This is a genomic window from Streptomyces sp. LUP47B (assembly GCF_001746295.1).
In the GTDB taxonomy this organism is placed as follows: Bacteria; Actinomycetota; Actinomycetes; order Streptomycetales; family Streptomycetaceae; genus Streptomyces.
In genome coordinates, this window is the sequence record NZ_MJAH01000002.1 from 696,794 (window position 1) to 712,086 (window position 15,293).

Sequence of the window (15,293 nt, forward strand, 5' to 3'; positions counted from 1 at the left end):
CGCGATCACAGGGAACGTGCGGCGGCGCCGCGATCACGCCGTGCGGGTGCCGGCGCCGCGACTGCGGTGTGCCGGAGCACCCCGCCCGCGTGTGCCGGCGCCGCGGTCACAGGGTGCGCAGCAGGACCGCCGGCTGTTCCACGCAGTCCGCCACATACCGCAGGAAGCCGCCCGCGGTGCCGCCGTCGCACACCCGGTGGTCGAAGGTGAGCGAGAGCTGGACGACCTGGCGCACCGCCAGCTCGCCCTCGTGCACCCACGGCTTGGGGACGATGCGGCCGACGCCGAGCATGGCGGCCTCGGGGTGGTTGATGATCGGTGTGGAGCCGTCGACGCCGAACACGCCGTAGTTGTTCAACGTGAAGCTGCCACCCGTGAGTTCCGCGGGGGTGAGGGTGCCGGTGCGGGCCGCCTCGGTCAGCCGGGCGAACTCCACGGACAGGGCCTCGGTGTCACGCGCGTGTGCGTCCTTCACGACCGGCACGACCAGGCCGCGCTCGGTCTGCGCGGCGAACCCGAGATGCACGGCGTCCAGCCGGACGATCTCCCTGGCCGCCATGTCCACGGTGGAGTTGAGCTCGGGGAAACGGGCGAGGGCGGCGGTGCAGATCCGGGCGAGCAGCGCGAGCAGGGAGATCTTCGGAGCGCCGGTCGCGTTCATCGCGGCACGCGCGCGCATCAGTTCCGTCGCGTCGGCGTCCACCCAGCAGGTGGCGTCGGGGATCTCGGTCCGGCTCCGCGAGAGCTTGTCGGCCACGGCGCCCCGGACTCCCTTGAGGGGGACGCGGGTCCCTCCGGGGGTTGTCGCAGCAGCTGTCGCCGGGGTGGCGGCCGGCACGGGTGCCGTGCGCGTCTGTACGGCGGCGGCCCGCAGGGCGTACTCGACGTCCGCCCGCAGGATCAGTCCGTCGGGGCCGGAGCCGGTGAGTTCCTTGAGGTCGAGGCCGTTCTCGCGCGCGAGCCGGCGCACCAGGGGTGAGATCACGGGAACGGGCCCGTCCACCCTTCCGGTCGCCACCGCCCCGGACGCGTCCTGGGCGGCCGTCTGTACCCGGGGCCCGTCGTCCGGCTCCTCAAACGGCCCGGCGGCGACGCTCCGGCCGTTCGCGGCCGCGGGCACGGCGGGTGTCGGCCGTACCCTCCGCCGCCGCGCGGGTGCCTCCGAGGTGCCGTACCCGACAAGGACGTTCCCCGAGCCCCCCGCCGAACCACCGGAGTCCGCCGTAGAACCGGTGGATGCCTCCGTCGAACCGCCGGGGGCCGCCGCTCCGACCGCCACCGTGATCAGCGGGGCCCCCACCGGGAGTTCGCTGCCCTCCTCGCCGAAACGGGCCGTGACGACACCGGCGTAGGGGCACGGGACGTCGACCATCGCCTTGGCCGTCTCGACCTCGACGACCGGCTGGTCGACCGCGACGACGTCGCCGACCTCCACCAGCCAGCGGACGATCTCCGCCTCGGTCAGGCCCTCGCCGAGGTCCGGCAGCCTGAACTCCAGCACCTGCGCCATCAGCTCTCCGCCTCCCACTGCAGACGCCCCACGGCGTCCAGGATCCGGTCCACGCCGGGCAGGTGATGACGCTCCAGCATGGGCGGCGGATAGGGGATGTCGAACCCGGCCACACGCAGCACCGGCGCCTCCAGATGATGGAAGCAGCGCTCCGTGACCCGGGCCGCGATCTCCCCGCCGGGTCCGCCGAACCCGCCCGACTCGTGCACGACGACCGCGCGCCCGGTCCGCCGTACCGAGGCCGAGACCGTCTCGTCGTCGAACGGCACCAGTGAGCGCAGGTCGACCACTTCGAGATCCCACCCCTCCTCCCGCGCGGCCTCGGCGGCTTCGAGGCACACGGGCACCGACGGGCCGTACGTGATGAGTGTGGCGCTCGCGCCCGAGCGCCGCACCACCGCGCGGCCTATCGGTTCAACGGTCCGGGGATCGTCCGGGTTCCAGGAGTCCTTCGACCAGTACAGCCGCTTGGGCTCCAGGACCACGACCGGGTCGTCGGAGGCGATGGCGGCGCGCAGCAGGCCGTAGGCGTCGGCGACGGTCGCGGGCGTGACGACATGGAGCCCCGGCGTCGCCATGTAGTACGCCTCGGAGGAGTCGCTGTGGTGCTCGACCCCGCCGATGCCCCCGCCGTAGGGGACGCGGATGGTGATGGGGAGCGGCATCGCGCCGCGCGTGCGGTTGCGCATCTTCGCCACATGGCTGATCAGCTGTTCGAACGCCGGGTACGCGAAGGCGTCGAACTGCATCTCCACGACCGGCCGCAGCCCGTACATCGCCATACCGACGGCCGTGCCGAGGATGCCCGCCTCGGCGAGCGGGGTGTCCGTGCAGCGGTCCTCGCCGAACTCCTTGGCGAGCCCGTCGGTGACCCGGAAGACACCGCCGAGGGTGCCGACGTCCTCGCCCATGACGTGCACGGTGGGGTCGGCCGCCATCGCGTCGCGCAACGCGCGCGTGAGGGCCTGCGCCATGGTGGCCGGCTTGAGGGCGACGGTGGTCATCGGTGCGTACCCCCGTGAGAGTCGTGCTCGGCCTCGAGCTCTGCACGCAACTGGGCCTGCTGCTCACGCAGTTGCGGGGTGGGCTCGGCATACACATGGGCGAACAGGTCCATGGGGTCGAGGACCGGGTCCTGGTTCATGCGCTCGCGCAGCCCGGCGGCGAACTCCTCGGCGTCCTGGCGCACGGCCTCGATGCCGGCCCCGTCGATCAGGCCGCGCTCGGTCAGCTCGTGCTCCAGGAGGGCGATCGGGTCGTGCCCGCGCCATGTCTCGACCTCGGCGTCGCCGCGGTAGCGGGTCGCGTCGTCGGCGTTGGTGTGGGCGTCCACACGGTAGGTGATCGCCTCCACCAGGGTGGGTCCGCCGCCCGCGCGCGCATGGCGTACGGCGGCGCTGAGGACCTCGTGCACGGCGGCCGCGTCGTTGCCGTCGACCAGCCGCCCCGGCATGCCGTAGCCGACGGCCTTGTGGGCCAGCGACGGGGCCGCGGTCTGCTTGGCGAGCGGGACGGAGATCGCGAAGCCGTTGTTCTGGACCAGGAAGACCACCGGGGCCTGCCAGACGGCGGCGAAGTTCAGCGCCTCGTGGAAGTCGCCCTCGCTGGTGCCGCCGTCGCCGACCATGGCGAGCGCGACCACGTCGTCGCCCTTGAGGCGGGCCGCGTGTGCGAGGCCGACGGCGTGCGGGAGCTGGGTGGCGAGCGGGGTGCACAGGGGAGCCACGCGGTGTTCGCGCGGGTCGTATCCGGTGTGCCAGTCGCCGCGCAGGAGGGTCAGCGCCTGGACGGGGTCCAGGCCGCGGGCGACGGCGGCGAGGGTGTCGCGGTAGCTGGGGAAGAGCCAGTCGCGGTCCTGCAGGGCCAGCGCGGCGGCGACCTCGCAGGCCTCCTGCCCGGTGCTGGAGGGGTAGACCGCGAGACGGCCCTGCTTGGTGAGGGCGGTGGCCTGCGTGTTGTAGCGGCGGCCGCGCACCACCTCGGCGTACAGGCGGCGCAGCAGGGCCGGGTCGGCCTTCGCGGCCGCGTCGGTGCCGAGGACGCGTCGTGGTTCCGCGTCGGGCAGCAGGGGCTCGGGGTCCGTGCGGGGCTGCCATGCGGGCGGCGGCGATGGCCGGTACGCGCCCCGCTGCTCCATGACCGTCATGACGGCACCTCCTCGTGGGAGCGGCTGGTGGCGCACCACGGGTGTGTGAGGCGCCTCACCTACCGATTGTTCGGTCGTCGGCACATTTTGGCTACCGGCCCCCTCAGGCTGTGGACAAACGGTTCTCCACAGCCTCCAATGAACGCAGTACGTCCATGGCAGGGAGGCGGGGGGACATGGCACCTGAACAAATGGCCGAAGGCCCGGAGAGCGGCGCCCTGGCCGAAGGCCCGGAGAGCGGCGTCCCCCTCCCGCCCCCGCGTCCGCTCGACGCCATCGACCTGGACATCCTCCAGATGCTCCAGGCGGACGGCCGCGCGTCGATAAGGTCGGTCGCCGAACGGGTCCATGTCTCGCGCGCCAACGCCTACGCGCGTATCAACCGGCTCGTCGAGGACGGCGTCATCCGCGGCTTCGGGGCCCGGGTCAACCACGAGCGCGCGGGCCAGGGCACCTCGGCGTACATCACCCTGAAGATCGTCCAGAACTCCTGGCGGACGGTCCGCGAACAGCTCAGACAGCTGCCCGGGGCCTCCCACATCGCCCTGGTCGGCGGGGACTTCGACGTGCTGCTCCTCGTCCACACACCCGACAACAGATCCCTGCGCGAGCTGGTCCTGACCCGCCTCCAGGCGATCCCGGAGGTTCTCAGCACCCGCACCCTCCTGGTCTTCGAGGACGAGGACCTGGAACCGCAGGGCTGACGTCAGGGCTGTTCGCGCAGCCCGGAGAACACCAACTGCACGACCGCGTCGGCGACTTCGCGCTCGTTCATCCCTCGCCCGTCCGGGCGGTACCACTCCACGATGGAGTTGATCATTCCGAAGACCAGGCGGGTCGCGAGGCGTACCTCCACGTCGCCGCGTACGTCGCCGTCCGCGGCCGCCGCCTTCAGGAGCTCGGCGACCCGGTGGTCGAAGTCACGGCGGCGCTCCAGGGCCCAGCGCTCGGTGCCGGTGTTGCCGCGCACGCGCAGCAGCAGGGTGACGTAGGGGAGTTCGGCGATCAGCACCTCGACCATGCGCCGCACGACGTATTCCAGGCGGACGGAGGCACGGCCCACGCGCGCGTGCTCCTCGTCGAGGATCCCGAAGAGGCCGTCCAGGGCCCGGCTGACGGCCCGGCGCAGGAGTTCCTCCTTGCCGGACACATGGTGGTAGATCGACGACTTGGAGATACCGGCCGCCTTGGAGAGGTGCTCCATGGAGGTGCCGTCGTAGCCGCGTTCGTTGAATATCTGGACGGCGACGGACAGCAGCGTCTCCGGGGTGTACGTGTCCCGCTTGGCGGTCGTCATGAGGTGCTGCCCTCCCGCTTGTCGGAGGCGTACGCGTGGCGGTACAGCGCGAGCGAGGGCGCGTACCGTCCTGAGGGGTCGCGCAGGTGCAGGTCGTCGAGGAGGGAGTACGCCCAGTTGCGGCCCAGCCTGCGGCTCCACTCGAACGGGCCGAGGGGATAGTTCACCCCGAGCCGCATCGCGGTGTCGATGTCCTCCTGCGTGGCCACGCCCTTGGCGACGGCGTCGTGCGCGAGGTCGACGATGCGGGCGACCGTACGGGCGACGATCATGCCGGGCACGTCACCGATGACGCTGACGTCCTTGCCGAGCGCCTGGAAGAGCCCGACGGCCTCGGCGAGGGTCTGCTGCGAGGTGTCCTGGGACGCGGACAGCGCGATGCGGGTGGCCCTGCGGTAGTCGAGGGCGAGGTCGAAGTAGACGACGTCCCGGAACTCCACCGAGGTCTGCCCGTCGGCGAGGGCGAGCTGTCCGCCGCTCGGCAGGACCAGCCGGGAGCCGTGGTCCTCCTCGTCCTCGCGGACCGGGATGCCCGCCTCGCGGATCAGGGCGAGCAGTTCGGACGCGGGGCCCAGGTCGCCCTCGGCGACGACGTACGCGGGCGCCTGCGCCGGCTCCGCGGTGTGCGGCTCGTCGCGCTCGGCGCCGTCCGTGTAGTCGTACCAGCCCTGTCCGCTCTTGCGGCCGAGCCGGCCCGACTCGACCAGCCGCTGCTGGGCCAGCGAGGGCGTGAAGCGCACGTCCTGGAAGAAGGCCCGCCACACGGAGTGCGTCACGGACTCGTTGACGTCCTGGCCGATCAGGTCGGTCAGTTCGAAGGGGCCCATCTTGAAGCCGCCGCACTCGCGCATGACCGCGTCGATGGTGGCGGGCTCGGCGCCCTGGGCCTCGTAGACCGCGAACGCCTCGGCGTAGAAGGGCCGCGCGATGCGGTTGACGATGAAGCCCGGGGTGTCGGCGCAGGCGACCGGCGTCTTGCCCCATGCGCGGGCCGTCTCGTACGCGCGCGTGGCCGAGGAGACGTCGGTGGCGAACCCGGAGACGACCTCGACCAGCGGCAGCAGCGGGGCGGGGTTGAAGAAGTGCAGGCCCACGAAGCGGCCCGGGTGGCGCAGGGCACCGGCGATGGCCGTCACCGACAGGGAGGAGGTGTTGGTGGCGAGCAGACAGTCCTCGACGACGATGTCCTCCAGCTCCCGGAAGAGCTGCTGCTTGACGTCCAGTCGCTCCAGGACGGCCTCGACGACCAGGGTGCAGTCCGCGAGGTCGGTGAGGTGCTCCGCTGCCGCCAGACGGGCGCGCGCCGCATCCCGGTCGGCGGCAGTGAGCCGGTCCTTCTCGACGAGCCGGTCAAGGCGGGCACCGATCGCGTCGGCCGCCTCCCGGGCACGGCCGGGGGCGGCGTCGTACAGCCGTACGCGATGCCCGGCGACCAGCGCGACCTGGGCGATGCCCTGGCCCATGGTGCCGGTGCCGACAACTGCCACGGGGCTGCTGAGGTCGAGTCCTGTCATGTGCGCGATCCTCCCGCACGGGGTTTTCCACAGATGCGGCGGACCCCCTTGTCCCGACCGATCGTTCGGTTACTCTAACTCTGTCTGGCTGTTCCTGCCCATGTTTCTGCCCAGGTCATGAGCTCGACGAAGAGTTCGAAAGACGAGGAGTTGGTCCCGCATGGCCGCCGAACTGACCGTCCACCAGCTGATCGCCAAGCACCGGCCCACCCTCGACCAGGCGCTCGAAGCGATCCGCACCCGCGCGTACTGGTCCCCGCACCCGGAGCATCCCAAGGCCTACGGTGCGGACGGCAGCCTCGACATGGCGGCGGGCAAGGCCGCCTTCGACGCCCTCCTGGGCACCCGCCTCGACCTCGGCCAGCCCGGCACGGACGACTTCGTGGGCGGCGAGGTCTCGCCGTACGGCATCGAGCTGGGCGTCGAGTACCCGCACGCGGACCTGGACGTGCTGCTGCCCGCGATGAAGGCGGGCCAGAAGGCCTGGCGGGACGCGGGCGCGGAGATTCGCGCGGTGGTGTGCCTGGAGATCCTCAAGCGGATCAGCGACCGGACCCACGAGTTCGCGCACGCGGTCATGCACACCAGCGGCCAGGCGTTCATGATGGCGTTCCAGGCCGGCGGCCCGCACGCACAGGACCGGGGCCTGGAGGCGGTGGCGTACGCGTACGTGGAGCAGGTCCGCACACCCGACACCGCGGAGTGGACCAAGCCGCAGGGCAAGCGCGACCCGCTCGCGCTCACCAAGCAGTTCACACCGGTCCCCCGGGGCATCGCACTGGTCATCGGCTGCAACACCTTCCCCACGTGGAACGGTTATCCGGGCCTGTTCGCCTCCCTGGCCACCGGCAACGCGGTCCTGGTGAAGCCCCACCCGCGCGCGGTGCTGCCGCTCGCGCTGACGGTCCAGGTCGCGCGGGATGTCCTGAGCGAGACCGGCTTCGACCCGAACCTGGTGGCGCTCACCGCCGAGCGCCCCGGCGAGGGCATCGCCAAGACCCTGGCCACGCGCCCGGAGATCCGGATCATCGACTACACCGGCTCGACGGCGTTCGGCGACTGGCTGGAGGCCAACGCCCGTCAGGCGCAGGTCTACACGGAGAAGGCCGGCGTCAACTCGGTGCTCGTGGAGTCGGCCGGCGACTACAAGGGGATGCTCGCCAACCTGGCCTTCTCGTTGTCGCTGTACAGCGGCCAGATGTGCACGACCCCGCAGAACCTGCTGATCCCCCGGGACGGCATCCGCACCGACGAGGGCCCGAAGACCTTCGACGAGGTGGTCGCCGACCTGGCCCGCTCCGTCGACGGCCTCCTCGGCGACGACGCGCGCGCGAACGGACTGCTGGGCGCGATCGTCAACCCGGACGTGAAGGCACGCCTGGAGGCCGCGGCGGGGCTGGGAGAAGTGGCCCTGGCGTCGCGGGAGATCGCCAACCCGGAGTTCCCGGGCGCGGTGGTCCGCACCCCCCTCGTCGTCAAGCTGGACGGAGCCAAGCCGGACGACGAGGCCGCCTACATGAGCGAGTGCTTCGGGCCGGTGTCCTTCGCCGTGGCCGTGGACTCGGCTTCCGACGCGGTCGAGCTGCTGCGCCGGACCATTCGTGAGAAGGGCGCCATGACGGTCGGCGCGTACACCACCGACGAGGAGGTCGAACAGGCCGTCCAGGAGGTCTGCCTGGAGGAGGCGGCGCAGCTGTCGCTGAACCTCGTGGGCGGGGTCTACGTCAACCAGACGGCCGCGTTCTCCGACTTCCACGGGTCGGGGGGCAACCCCGCGGCGAACGCCGCGCTGTGCGACGGGGCGTTCGTAGCGAACCGCTTCCGGGTGGTCGAGGTGCGCCGGGAGGCCTAGGACCCGCCGAGGCTCCAGTGGTAGAGCGTCATCGCCACGCTGGTCGCCAGGTTGTAGCTGGAGACCTGGGGGCGCATCGGCAGCGCCACCAGATGACCGGCACGCGCGCGCAGTTCGGGCGACAGCCCGCTGCGTTCCGAGCCGAAGGCGAGGACGGCGTCGTCCGGGAGCTTCACGCCCCGGATGTCGTCGCCCTCCGGGTCCAGGGCGAACACCGGGCCGGGCGGCAGCTCGGCGACGGTCAGGCGCTCGACCACGGTCGCGAAGTGCAGGCCCGCCCCTCCGCGTACGACGGTCGGGTGCCAGGGGTCGAGCGTGCCCGTGGTGACCACGCCGGTCGCCCCGAAGCCCGCGGCCAGCCGGATCACGGCCCCGGCGTTGCCGAGATTGCGCGGATTGTCGAGGACCACGACGGGGGCGGTACGCGGCGTGTGCGCCAGCTTCTCGAGATGCGCGGCCCGGGACGGTCGTACGGCCAGGGCCGCCACCGCCGTGGGGTGCGGACGCGGCACGAGGGACGCGTACGCCGACTCGGGGACCTGTGTCAGCAGCGCGTCCAGGGTGTCCCGTACGTCCGGCGCCAGCTCCTCGGCCAAGGCGAGCGCGGCGCCCCGGTCGACGGCGACCGCCACCGGGACGTCGGCCCCGAAGCGCACGGCGTGTTTGAGGGTGTGGAAACCGTCGAGCAGCACGGAGGTGTCGGCGAGCCGGTGCCACAGGCTCACGGGATCGGGACCGGTCATGCGGGGAAGCCTACGTGCGTGTGATCGGGGTTCTCGGGGTCGCCGGGGTTGTCGCCAGGACCGCCGGCGGGACCCGGGGTGCGCGCGGATCCCGCCGCCTTCGGTGCACCCTTCGGTGCGCCCGGCTGCTCGGGGACCGGTCGCCCCTGGAGCCCCTTCGGACCGCGCTGCCGGGGCAGCCCCGGGCCGCCCCCGCCCGCGAAACGCGCCCACAGGCGGCCACGCGTGCGTGCGACCCCGTCGCCGAGTCGGCGGAGGAAGGACGTCGGCAGGAAGACCGAGTCGGCGGCGATCATCGCCAGCGAGAAGAACGGCAGGCCGAGGACGACCGCGATCACGGCGTGCTCGGTGATCATCGCGGCCAGCAGAATGTTCTTCACCCGCCGGTTGAACAGCGTGAACGGGAACGCGACCTGCACGGCGACGGTGCCGTACGTCACCAGCATCACCATGACGCCGTGCGCCGACAGCAGGTCGGCGAGGGCGGGCCACGGCGAGAAGGACTCCAGATGGAGGGGGTAGTAGACGGCGGTGCCGTCCTGCCAACGGGAGCCCTGGATCTTGTACCAGCCCGCCGTCGCGTAGATCAGACAGGCCTCGGCCATGATCACGAGCAGGGCACCGTTGTGCACGATGTTGGCGACGACGTCGAGCATGATCCGCGACTGACCGGACCGGGCGAACCGTCCGACCACCCACCACAGTGCCTGCGCCGACCACAGCACGCACAGAAGCGCCGGGACGAACCAGTCACCGTTCAGCTTGCCCAGGAAGGCCGCCGACACCAGCACGAGCCCGAGGACGCCCCACAAGGCCGGACCGGCGCGGTCCACGACATGCTCCCCACGCGCGCGTGCCTCCCGCGTGCGCCGGGCCCGTCGCTCGTCCAGCGACCAGACCTGGCCGCAGCGCGTGAAGACGAGATAGATGCACATCAGATGCAGGACGTTGTCGCCGCCGTCGCCCATGAAGATGCTGCGGTTCTGCAGCGAGAGCACGCCGACCATGAAGAGCACGGACATCGCGCGGGTACGCCAGCCGAGCAGCAGCAGAAGACTCGACAGGACGGCCAGCACATAGACGGTCTCGAACCAGAACTGGCCGTCCGACCACATCAGGGCCGTGAACGCGCCGTTGATCGATATCAGCTGCTCGGCGAGGTTCCAGTTCCACGGACCGTCCGGGCCGTACAGCTCCTGGCGGTGCGGGAACTCGCGCAGCAGGAACAGCAGCCAGGTCGCGCTGAAGCCGATGCGGATCATCGCGGTCTGGTACGGGCCGAGGGCGGCCTCGGTGACGCGTGCGATGCCGGTCGACACCGCCAGGGCGAATCGGTTCACCGGGTGCTCCCCTCGGTGTCGTCCGCCGTCACGGGCCACCAGGAGAGCTCGCGGTAGACCGGCTGCACCGAGATCTTCTCCTCGCTCCACTTCGGCGAGGGCACGTTCGTGGTCCTGGAGCGGACCTGGACGCTCACGAGGACGCCGCCCCGAGCGGTCGCGTCGTCGCGATCCAGGCGCAGCACCACGAGGCGGCGCAGATAGGTCTCGGACAGGGTGCCGCGCAGGCCGACCGGGCGGTTGTCGGCGTCGTGCGTGGCGACGAAGAGGTCCCAGGAGCGCCGCAACTCGTTCTGCTGGGTGTGGCTGGGCAGCGGATTGCCGTCTATGGCCCGGCCATCCTGGGCGGACAGGTCGTACCACCCGGTCGTACGGCTGCCGCCGTCGACGCCGCGTATCCGGGCGCGGACCTGCACCGCGATGTCCTGCTGGAGCGGGTTCGGCGCGAAGAGCTTCCAGTTCTGCTCGAACTCCGGGTAGACCCAGTCGTCGACCGCCTTGCCGTGCTGCTTGGTCACGGTGTTCTGCGGCGCGACGTGCAGGAACACCATCCCGATGTGCACACAGACGGCGACGGCGACGACGGCGAGCGCCAGGGCGACACCGATCTGATAGCGGAGGGAGAGCGCGGCCACGCCGGTAGGGGGGTGGGGCTCGCCGTAGGGGGCGGGGGCTGCTGGGGCCGGCGCCAGGGCTGCGGCCTCGCGTATCGCGGCAGGGACGGAGGGCCGGCTCTCCATGGGCTCGGCGTACGGATCCGGTGCGGCCGACGGCACGTCGGCGGGCTCACGACCCGGCGCGGAGGACTGCGCCCGCGGCCGGGAGGGCGCGGCCGGCTCACCTGGCGCCTGCGCCGTTTCCTGCCCGTCCTGCCCGCCAGGCTCAGGGGTATCGCCCGGCTCGCTCGGGGCGCCCGGTTGTCGCCGGGCGTTCGAGCCTCCGTCGTACGCGTCCATTCCGCCCCGATCCCGATTCCGGTCCGTCCACCGCCGCGCGCACCCGCCTCGCCGCGGCTCGCACCGGCACGGTACTCAGGCCCGACCGCCCCGCACAGCCCCTTCCGACCGGCCCCGCCGTGGCCGTTCTCACTACCGGCCAGGTTTTCCACAGGGGGCTCCGTAGGTTTTCCACAGCGGTTGACACCTTACGGCGCCCGGCACACCATGGAATCGCACGAACCGAACGATCGGTCGGGAGCAGGTTCCGGCGGAGCCCAGGTCGAGGGGGCCTCATGGCGACAGCAGCCGCGCACCAGACGGTGAGCACACAGACGTACGGCGCTCGGGGCGCCGTCGGCGACCCAGCCGCGTACGAGAGCGCCTTCGACGCAGCCGTGGCCGCCGACGAGCGCATCGAGCCGCGCGACTGGATGCCCGACGCCTACCGCGCGACCCTCGTCCGCCAGATCGCGCAGCACGCCCACTCCGAGATCATCGGCATGCAGCCGGAGGCGAACTGGATCACCCGTGCGCCCTCCCTGCGCCGCAAGGCCATCCTGATGGCCAAGGTCCAGGACGAGGCGGGGCACGGTCTCTACCTCTACAGCGCGGCGGAAACCCTCGGCACCGGCCGCGACGAGCTCCTCGACAAGCTCCACTCCGGCCGCCAGAAGTACTCCTCGATCTTCAACTACCCGACCCTGACCTGGGCGGACGTCGGCGCGATCGGCTGGCTGGTGGACGGCGCCGCGATCACCAACCAGGTCCCGCTGTGCCGCTGCTCCTACGGCCCGTACGCGCGAGCGATGGTCCGCATCTGCAAGGAGGAGTCCTTCCACCAGCGCCAGGGATACGAGCTGCTGCTGGCCCTGAGCAACGGCACACCCGGGCAGCACGCGATGGCCCAGGACGCGGTGGACCGCTGGTGGTGGCCGTCCCTGATGATGTTCGGCCCGCCCGACGACGAGTCCGCGCACTCCGCGCAGTCCATGGCCTGGAAGATCAAGCGCCATTCCAATGACGAGCTGCGCCAGCGCTTCGTCGACATCTGCGTCCCCCAGGCCGAGTCCCTGGGCCTCACCCTCCCCGACCCGGACCTGCGGTGGAACGAGGAGCGCGGGCACCACGACTTCGGCCCGATCGACTGGACGGAGTTCCGGGAGGTCCTCAAGGGCAACGGACCGTGCAACGAACAGCGGATCACCCAGCGCCGGCGGGCGCACGAAGAGGGCGCCTGGGTGCGGGAGGCGGCCGCGGCCTACGCGGCGAAGCACACCGGCGAGACAGGAGCGACGCGCGCATGACGAACACCGACTGGCCCCTGTGGGAGGTTTTCGTGCGCTCGCGCCGCGGCCTCTCCCACACCCACGCCGGCAGCCTGCACGCCCCGGACGCGGAGCTCGCCCTGCGCAACGCACGCGATCTGTACACCCGGCGCGGCGAGGGCGTCTCGATCTGGGTGGTCCCCTCGTCCGCCGTCACGGCCTCCTCGCCCGACGAGAAGGACCCGTTCTTCGAGCCGTCCGCCGACAAGCCGTACCGGCACCCGACGTTCTACGAGATCCCGGAGGGGGTGAAGCACCTGTGAGCACACCCGAGACGACGGCTGCTCCCACGCCCTCACCGGTTCCCACCGCGGCCGCCCTGGCCCTCGGCGACGACGCGCTGGTGCTCTCGCACCGCCTGGGCGAGTGGGCGGGCCACGCCCCGGTCCTGGAGGAGGAGGTCGCCCTCGCCAACATCGCCCTGGACCTGCTCGGCCAGGCACGGCTGCTGCTGTCCATGGCCGGCGACGAGGACGACCTGGCGTATCTGCGCGAGGAGCGCGCCTTCCGCAACCTCCAGCTGGTGGAACAGGAGAACGGCGACTTCGCCCACACCATCGTCCGCCAGCTCTACTTCTCCACCTACCAGCACCTGCTCTACGCCGAACTGGCCGCGGGTGACGGCCCCTTCGCCCCGCTCGCCGCGAAGGCCGTCAAGGAGGTCGCCTACCACCGCGACCACGCGGAGCAGTGGACCCTGCGGCTCGGCGACGGCACCGAGGAGAGTCACGAGCGGACCCGGCGGGCGTGCGAGGCCCTGTGGCGGTTCACCGGCGAGATGTTCCAGCCGGTGGAGGGAGTGGACGTCGACCGGGAGCGCATCGAGGCCGCTTGGCTCGCGTCCGTGGGGGAGGTCCTGCGCCAGTCCACCCTGACCGTCCCCGAAGGGCCGCGCACGGGCGCATGGGCCGCCGGGGCGGGACGACAGGGCCTGCACACCGAGCCCTTCGGGCGGATGCTCGCCGAGATGCAGCACCTGCACCGCAGTCACCCGGGGGCGTCATGGTGACGCTCACCCCGCTGGAGACCGAGCTGTTCGAGCTCGCCGGTTCGGTGCCCGACCCCGAACTGCCCGTCCTCACCCTGCGCGAGCTGGGTGTGCTGCGCGCGGTGCATGTCCGGGGCGCGGACTCGGTCGAGGTGGAGCTGACCCCGACGTACACCGGCTGCCCGGCGATCGAGGCGATGTCCCTGGACATCGAGCGGGTGCTGCGGGCGCACGGCGTGCGGGAGGTCACCGTCCGCACGGTGCTCGCGCCCGCCTGGTCGACCGACGACATCACGGACGAAGGGCGCCGCAAGCTGCGGGAGTTCGGCATAGCGCCGCCCCGCGTCGCGGCGGCGGCCGGGCCGGTCGCGGTGCGCCTCGGGCCGATGCGGACGCTCGACACGGCGGCCGAGGCCGTCCGCTGCCCGCACTGCGGTTCCGCCGACACCGAACTGCTCAGCCGGTTCTCCTCCACCGCGTGCAAGGCGCTGCGCCGGTGCCTCGACTGCCGTGAACCGTTCGACCACTTCAAGGAGTTGTGATGGCCCGCTTCCACCCGCTCCCGGTGGCCGCGGTCGACCGGCTCACCGACGACTCCGTGGCCCTGACCCTCACCGTGCCGCCCGAGCTGCGCGAGGAGTACCGGCACGCCGCCGGCCAGCATCTCGCCCTGCGCCGCACGGCCGGCGGCCGGGAGATACGCCGGACCTATTCGATCTGCTCCCCGGCACCCGACGGAGAGGGACCTCGCGAACTGCGGGTCGGCGTACGGCTGGTGGAGGACGGGGCCTTCTCCACGTACGCACTCAAGGAGATCAACGTCGGTGACGAGCTGGAGGTGATGACACCGGCGGGCCGGTTCACCCTCGACCCGGCGCCCGGTCTGTACGCGGCGATCGTCGGCGGCAGTGGCATCACGCCGGTGCTGTCGATCGTGGCGACGCTGCTGGCGCGCGAGCCCGGGGCCCGGTTCTGCCTGATCCGCAGCGACCGCACCTCCGCGTCCACCATGTTCCTGGAGGAGGTCGCCGACCTGAAGGACCGCCACCCCGAGCGCTTCCAGCTGGTCACGGTGCTCTCCCGGGAGGAGCAGCAGGCGGGACTGCCGTCCGGGCGACTCGACCGGGAGCGGCTGACCGGACTCCTTCCGGCGCTGTTGCCGGTGGACCGGGTGGCGGGATGGTTCCTGTGCGGGCCGTTCGGACTGGTCCAGGGTGCGGAGAAGGCGTTGCGGGAGCTCGGGGTTGCCCGTACCCGTATCCACGAGGAGATCTTCCATGTGGACGCGGGGCCCGTCCCGGCGCAGACCGCCCCCGCGCCCGCCCACAGCACGGTGACCGCCCGGCTCGACGGACGGGGCGGCAGCTGGCCCGTCCAGGACGGTGAGTCGCTTCTGGAGACGGTGCTGCGCAACCGGTCCGACGCGCCCTACGCCTGCAAGGGCGGGGTGTGCGGAACCTGCCGGGCCTTCCTGGTCTCCGGCGAGGTGCGCATGGACCGCAACTTCGCGCTGGAACCGGAGGAGACCCAGGCGGGCTATGTACTGGCGTGCCAGTCGCATCCGGTGACGGAGAAGGTGGAGCTGGACTTCGACAGGTAGGTCGGGGAGAGCCCGTTCCCTTCTTCTAGAACCTGTTCTA

At 71.8% G+C, this 15,293-nt stretch carries 15 protein-coding genes; 7 read left to right on the top strand and 8 right to left on the bottom strand.

Annotated features, from left to right (window positions below; translation table 11 throughout):
- Positions 1-106: 106 nt before the first annotated feature.
- Genes BFN33_RS09715 through pdhA form a run of 3 tightly spaced genes read right to left on the bottom strand, consistent with a single transcriptional unit; the run spans position 107 to position 3,656 of the window.
- Positions 107-1,510 carry a dihydrolipoamide acetyltransferase family protein gene (locus tag BFN33_RS09715; protein ID WP_069759482.1) on the bottom strand — a complete coding sequence of 468 codons (1,404 nt, stop codon included), beginning with the start codon at positions 1,508-1,510 and terminating at the stop codon, positions 107-109.
- On the bottom strand, positions 1,510-2,514 hold the full coding sequence (locus tag BFN33_RS09720) for an alpha-ketoacid dehydrogenase subunit beta (RefSeq protein ID WP_069759483.1): 1,005 nt from the start codon (positions 2,512-2,514) through the stop codon (positions 1,510-1,512). Before BFN33_RS09720 ends, BFN33_RS09715 begins: the two co-directional genes overlap by 1 nt.
- The gene (pdhA, locus tag BFN33_RS09725) at positions 2,511-3,656 is read right to left on the bottom strand and encodes a pyruvate dehydrogenase (acetyl-transferring) E1 component subunit alpha (protein ID WP_069759484.1); all 1,146 of its coding nucleotides are present in this window, start codon (positions 3,654-3,656) and stop codon (positions 2,511-2,513) included. Before pdhA ends, BFN33_RS09720 begins: the two co-directional genes overlap by 4 nt.
- Positions 3,657-3,847: 191 nt before the next feature.
- Here pdhA and BFN33_RS09730 point away from each other — a divergent pair, with 191 nt between their 5' ends.
- Positions 3,848-4,360, top strand: coding sequence for an Lrp/AsnC family transcriptional regulator (locus BFN33_RS09730; RefSeq protein ID WP_370743271.1), 513 nt, complete (start codon positions 3,848-3,850; stop codon positions 4,358-4,360).
- A 2-nt stretch (positions 4,361-4,362) separates the two neighbouring features.
- On the opposite strand, the gene BFN33_RS09735 is transcribed toward BFN33_RS09730, so the two are convergent.
- Both BFN33_RS09735 and BFN33_RS09740 read right to left on the bottom strand, forming a co-directional pair.
- Positions 4,363-4,953: a TetR/AcrR family transcriptional regulator gene (locus BFN33_RS09735; protein WP_069759485.1), complete on the bottom strand. Its 591-nt coding sequence runs from the start codon at positions 4,951-4,953 to the stop codon at positions 4,363-4,365.
- Positions 4,950-6,467 carry a 3-hydroxyacyl-CoA dehydrogenase gene (locus tag BFN33_RS09740; RefSeq protein ID WP_069759486.1) on the bottom strand — a complete coding sequence of 506 codons (1,518 nt, stop codon included), beginning with the start codon at positions 6,465-6,467 and terminating at the stop codon, positions 4,950-4,952. The genes BFN33_RS09735 and BFN33_RS09740 overlap by 4 nt, the downstream gene beginning before the upstream one ends.
- A gap of 160 nt (positions 6,468-6,627) precedes the next feature.
- Here BFN33_RS09740 and paaN point away from each other — a divergent pair, with 160 nt between their 5' ends.
- Positions 6,628-8,319: a phenylacetic acid degradation protein PaaN gene (paaN, locus tag BFN33_RS09745; RefSeq protein ID WP_069759487.1), complete on the top strand. Its 1,692-nt coding sequence runs from the start codon at positions 6,628-6,630 to the stop codon at positions 8,317-8,319.
- On the opposite strand, the gene BFN33_RS09750 is transcribed toward paaN, so the two are convergent.
- The 3 genes from BFN33_RS09750 to BFN33_RS09760 are packed head-to-tail and all read right to left on the bottom strand — an operon-like array spanning position 8,316 to position 11,358.
- Positions 8,316-9,062 (bottom strand): RNA methyltransferase, encoded by a 747-nt coding sequence (locus BFN33_RS09750; protein WP_069759488.1) that lies wholly within the window; start codon positions 9,060-9,062, stop codon positions 8,316-8,318. The two genes, paaN and BFN33_RS09750, sit on opposite strands and share 4 nt — an antisense overlap.
- The gene (locus BFN33_RS09755; RefSeq protein ID WP_069759489.1) at positions 9,059-10,402 is read right to left on the bottom strand and encodes an HTTM domain-containing protein; all 1,344 of its coding nucleotides are present in this window, start codon (positions 10,400-10,402) and stop codon (positions 9,059-9,061) included. Before BFN33_RS09755 ends, BFN33_RS09750 begins: the two co-directional genes overlap by 4 nt.
- Entirely contained in the window at positions 10,399-11,358 is a 960-nt protein-coding gene (locus BFN33_RS09760; protein WP_069759490.1) for a DUF5819 family protein, read from the bottom strand. Before BFN33_RS09760 ends, BFN33_RS09755 begins: the two co-directional genes overlap by 4 nt.
- 275 nt (positions 11,359-11,633) lie before the next feature.
- On the opposite strand from BFN33_RS09760, the gene paaA reads away from it, so the two are divergent.
- Genes paaA through BFN33_RS09785 form a run of 5 tightly spaced genes read left to right on the top strand, consistent with a single transcriptional unit; the run spans position 11,634 to position 15,253 of the window.
- Positions 11,634-12,644 (top strand): 1,2-phenylacetyl-CoA epoxidase subunit PaaA, encoded by a 1,011-nt coding sequence (gene paaA / locus BFN33_RS09765; protein WP_069759491.1) that lies wholly within the window; start codon positions 11,634-11,636, stop codon positions 12,642-12,644.
- Entirely contained in the window at positions 12,641-12,928 is a 288-nt protein-coding gene (paaB, locus tag BFN33_RS09770) for a 1,2-phenylacetyl-CoA epoxidase subunit PaaB (RefSeq protein WP_059208219.1), read from the top strand. Before paaA ends, paaB begins: the two co-directional genes overlap by 4 nt.
- Positions 12,925-13,674: a 1,2-phenylacetyl-CoA epoxidase subunit PaaC gene (gene paaC, locus BFN33_RS09775; protein ID WP_069759492.1), complete on the top strand. Its 750-nt coding sequence runs from the start codon at positions 12,925-12,927 to the stop codon at positions 13,672-13,674. Before paaB ends, paaC begins: the two co-directional genes overlap by 4 nt.
- Entirely contained in the window at positions 13,668-14,195 is a 528-nt protein-coding gene (gene paaD / locus BFN33_RS09780) for a 1,2-phenylacetyl-CoA epoxidase subunit PaaD (protein WP_069759493.1), read from the top strand. The genes paaC and paaD overlap by 7 nt, the downstream gene beginning before the upstream one ends.
- On the top strand, positions 14,195-15,253 hold the full coding sequence (locus BFN33_RS09785) for a 2Fe-2S iron-sulfur cluster-binding protein (RefSeq protein ID WP_069759494.1): 1,059 nt from the start codon (positions 14,195-14,197) through the stop codon (positions 15,251-15,253). Before paaD ends, BFN33_RS09785 begins: the two co-directional genes overlap by 1 nt.
- Positions 15,254-15,293: the final 40 nt, after the last annotated feature.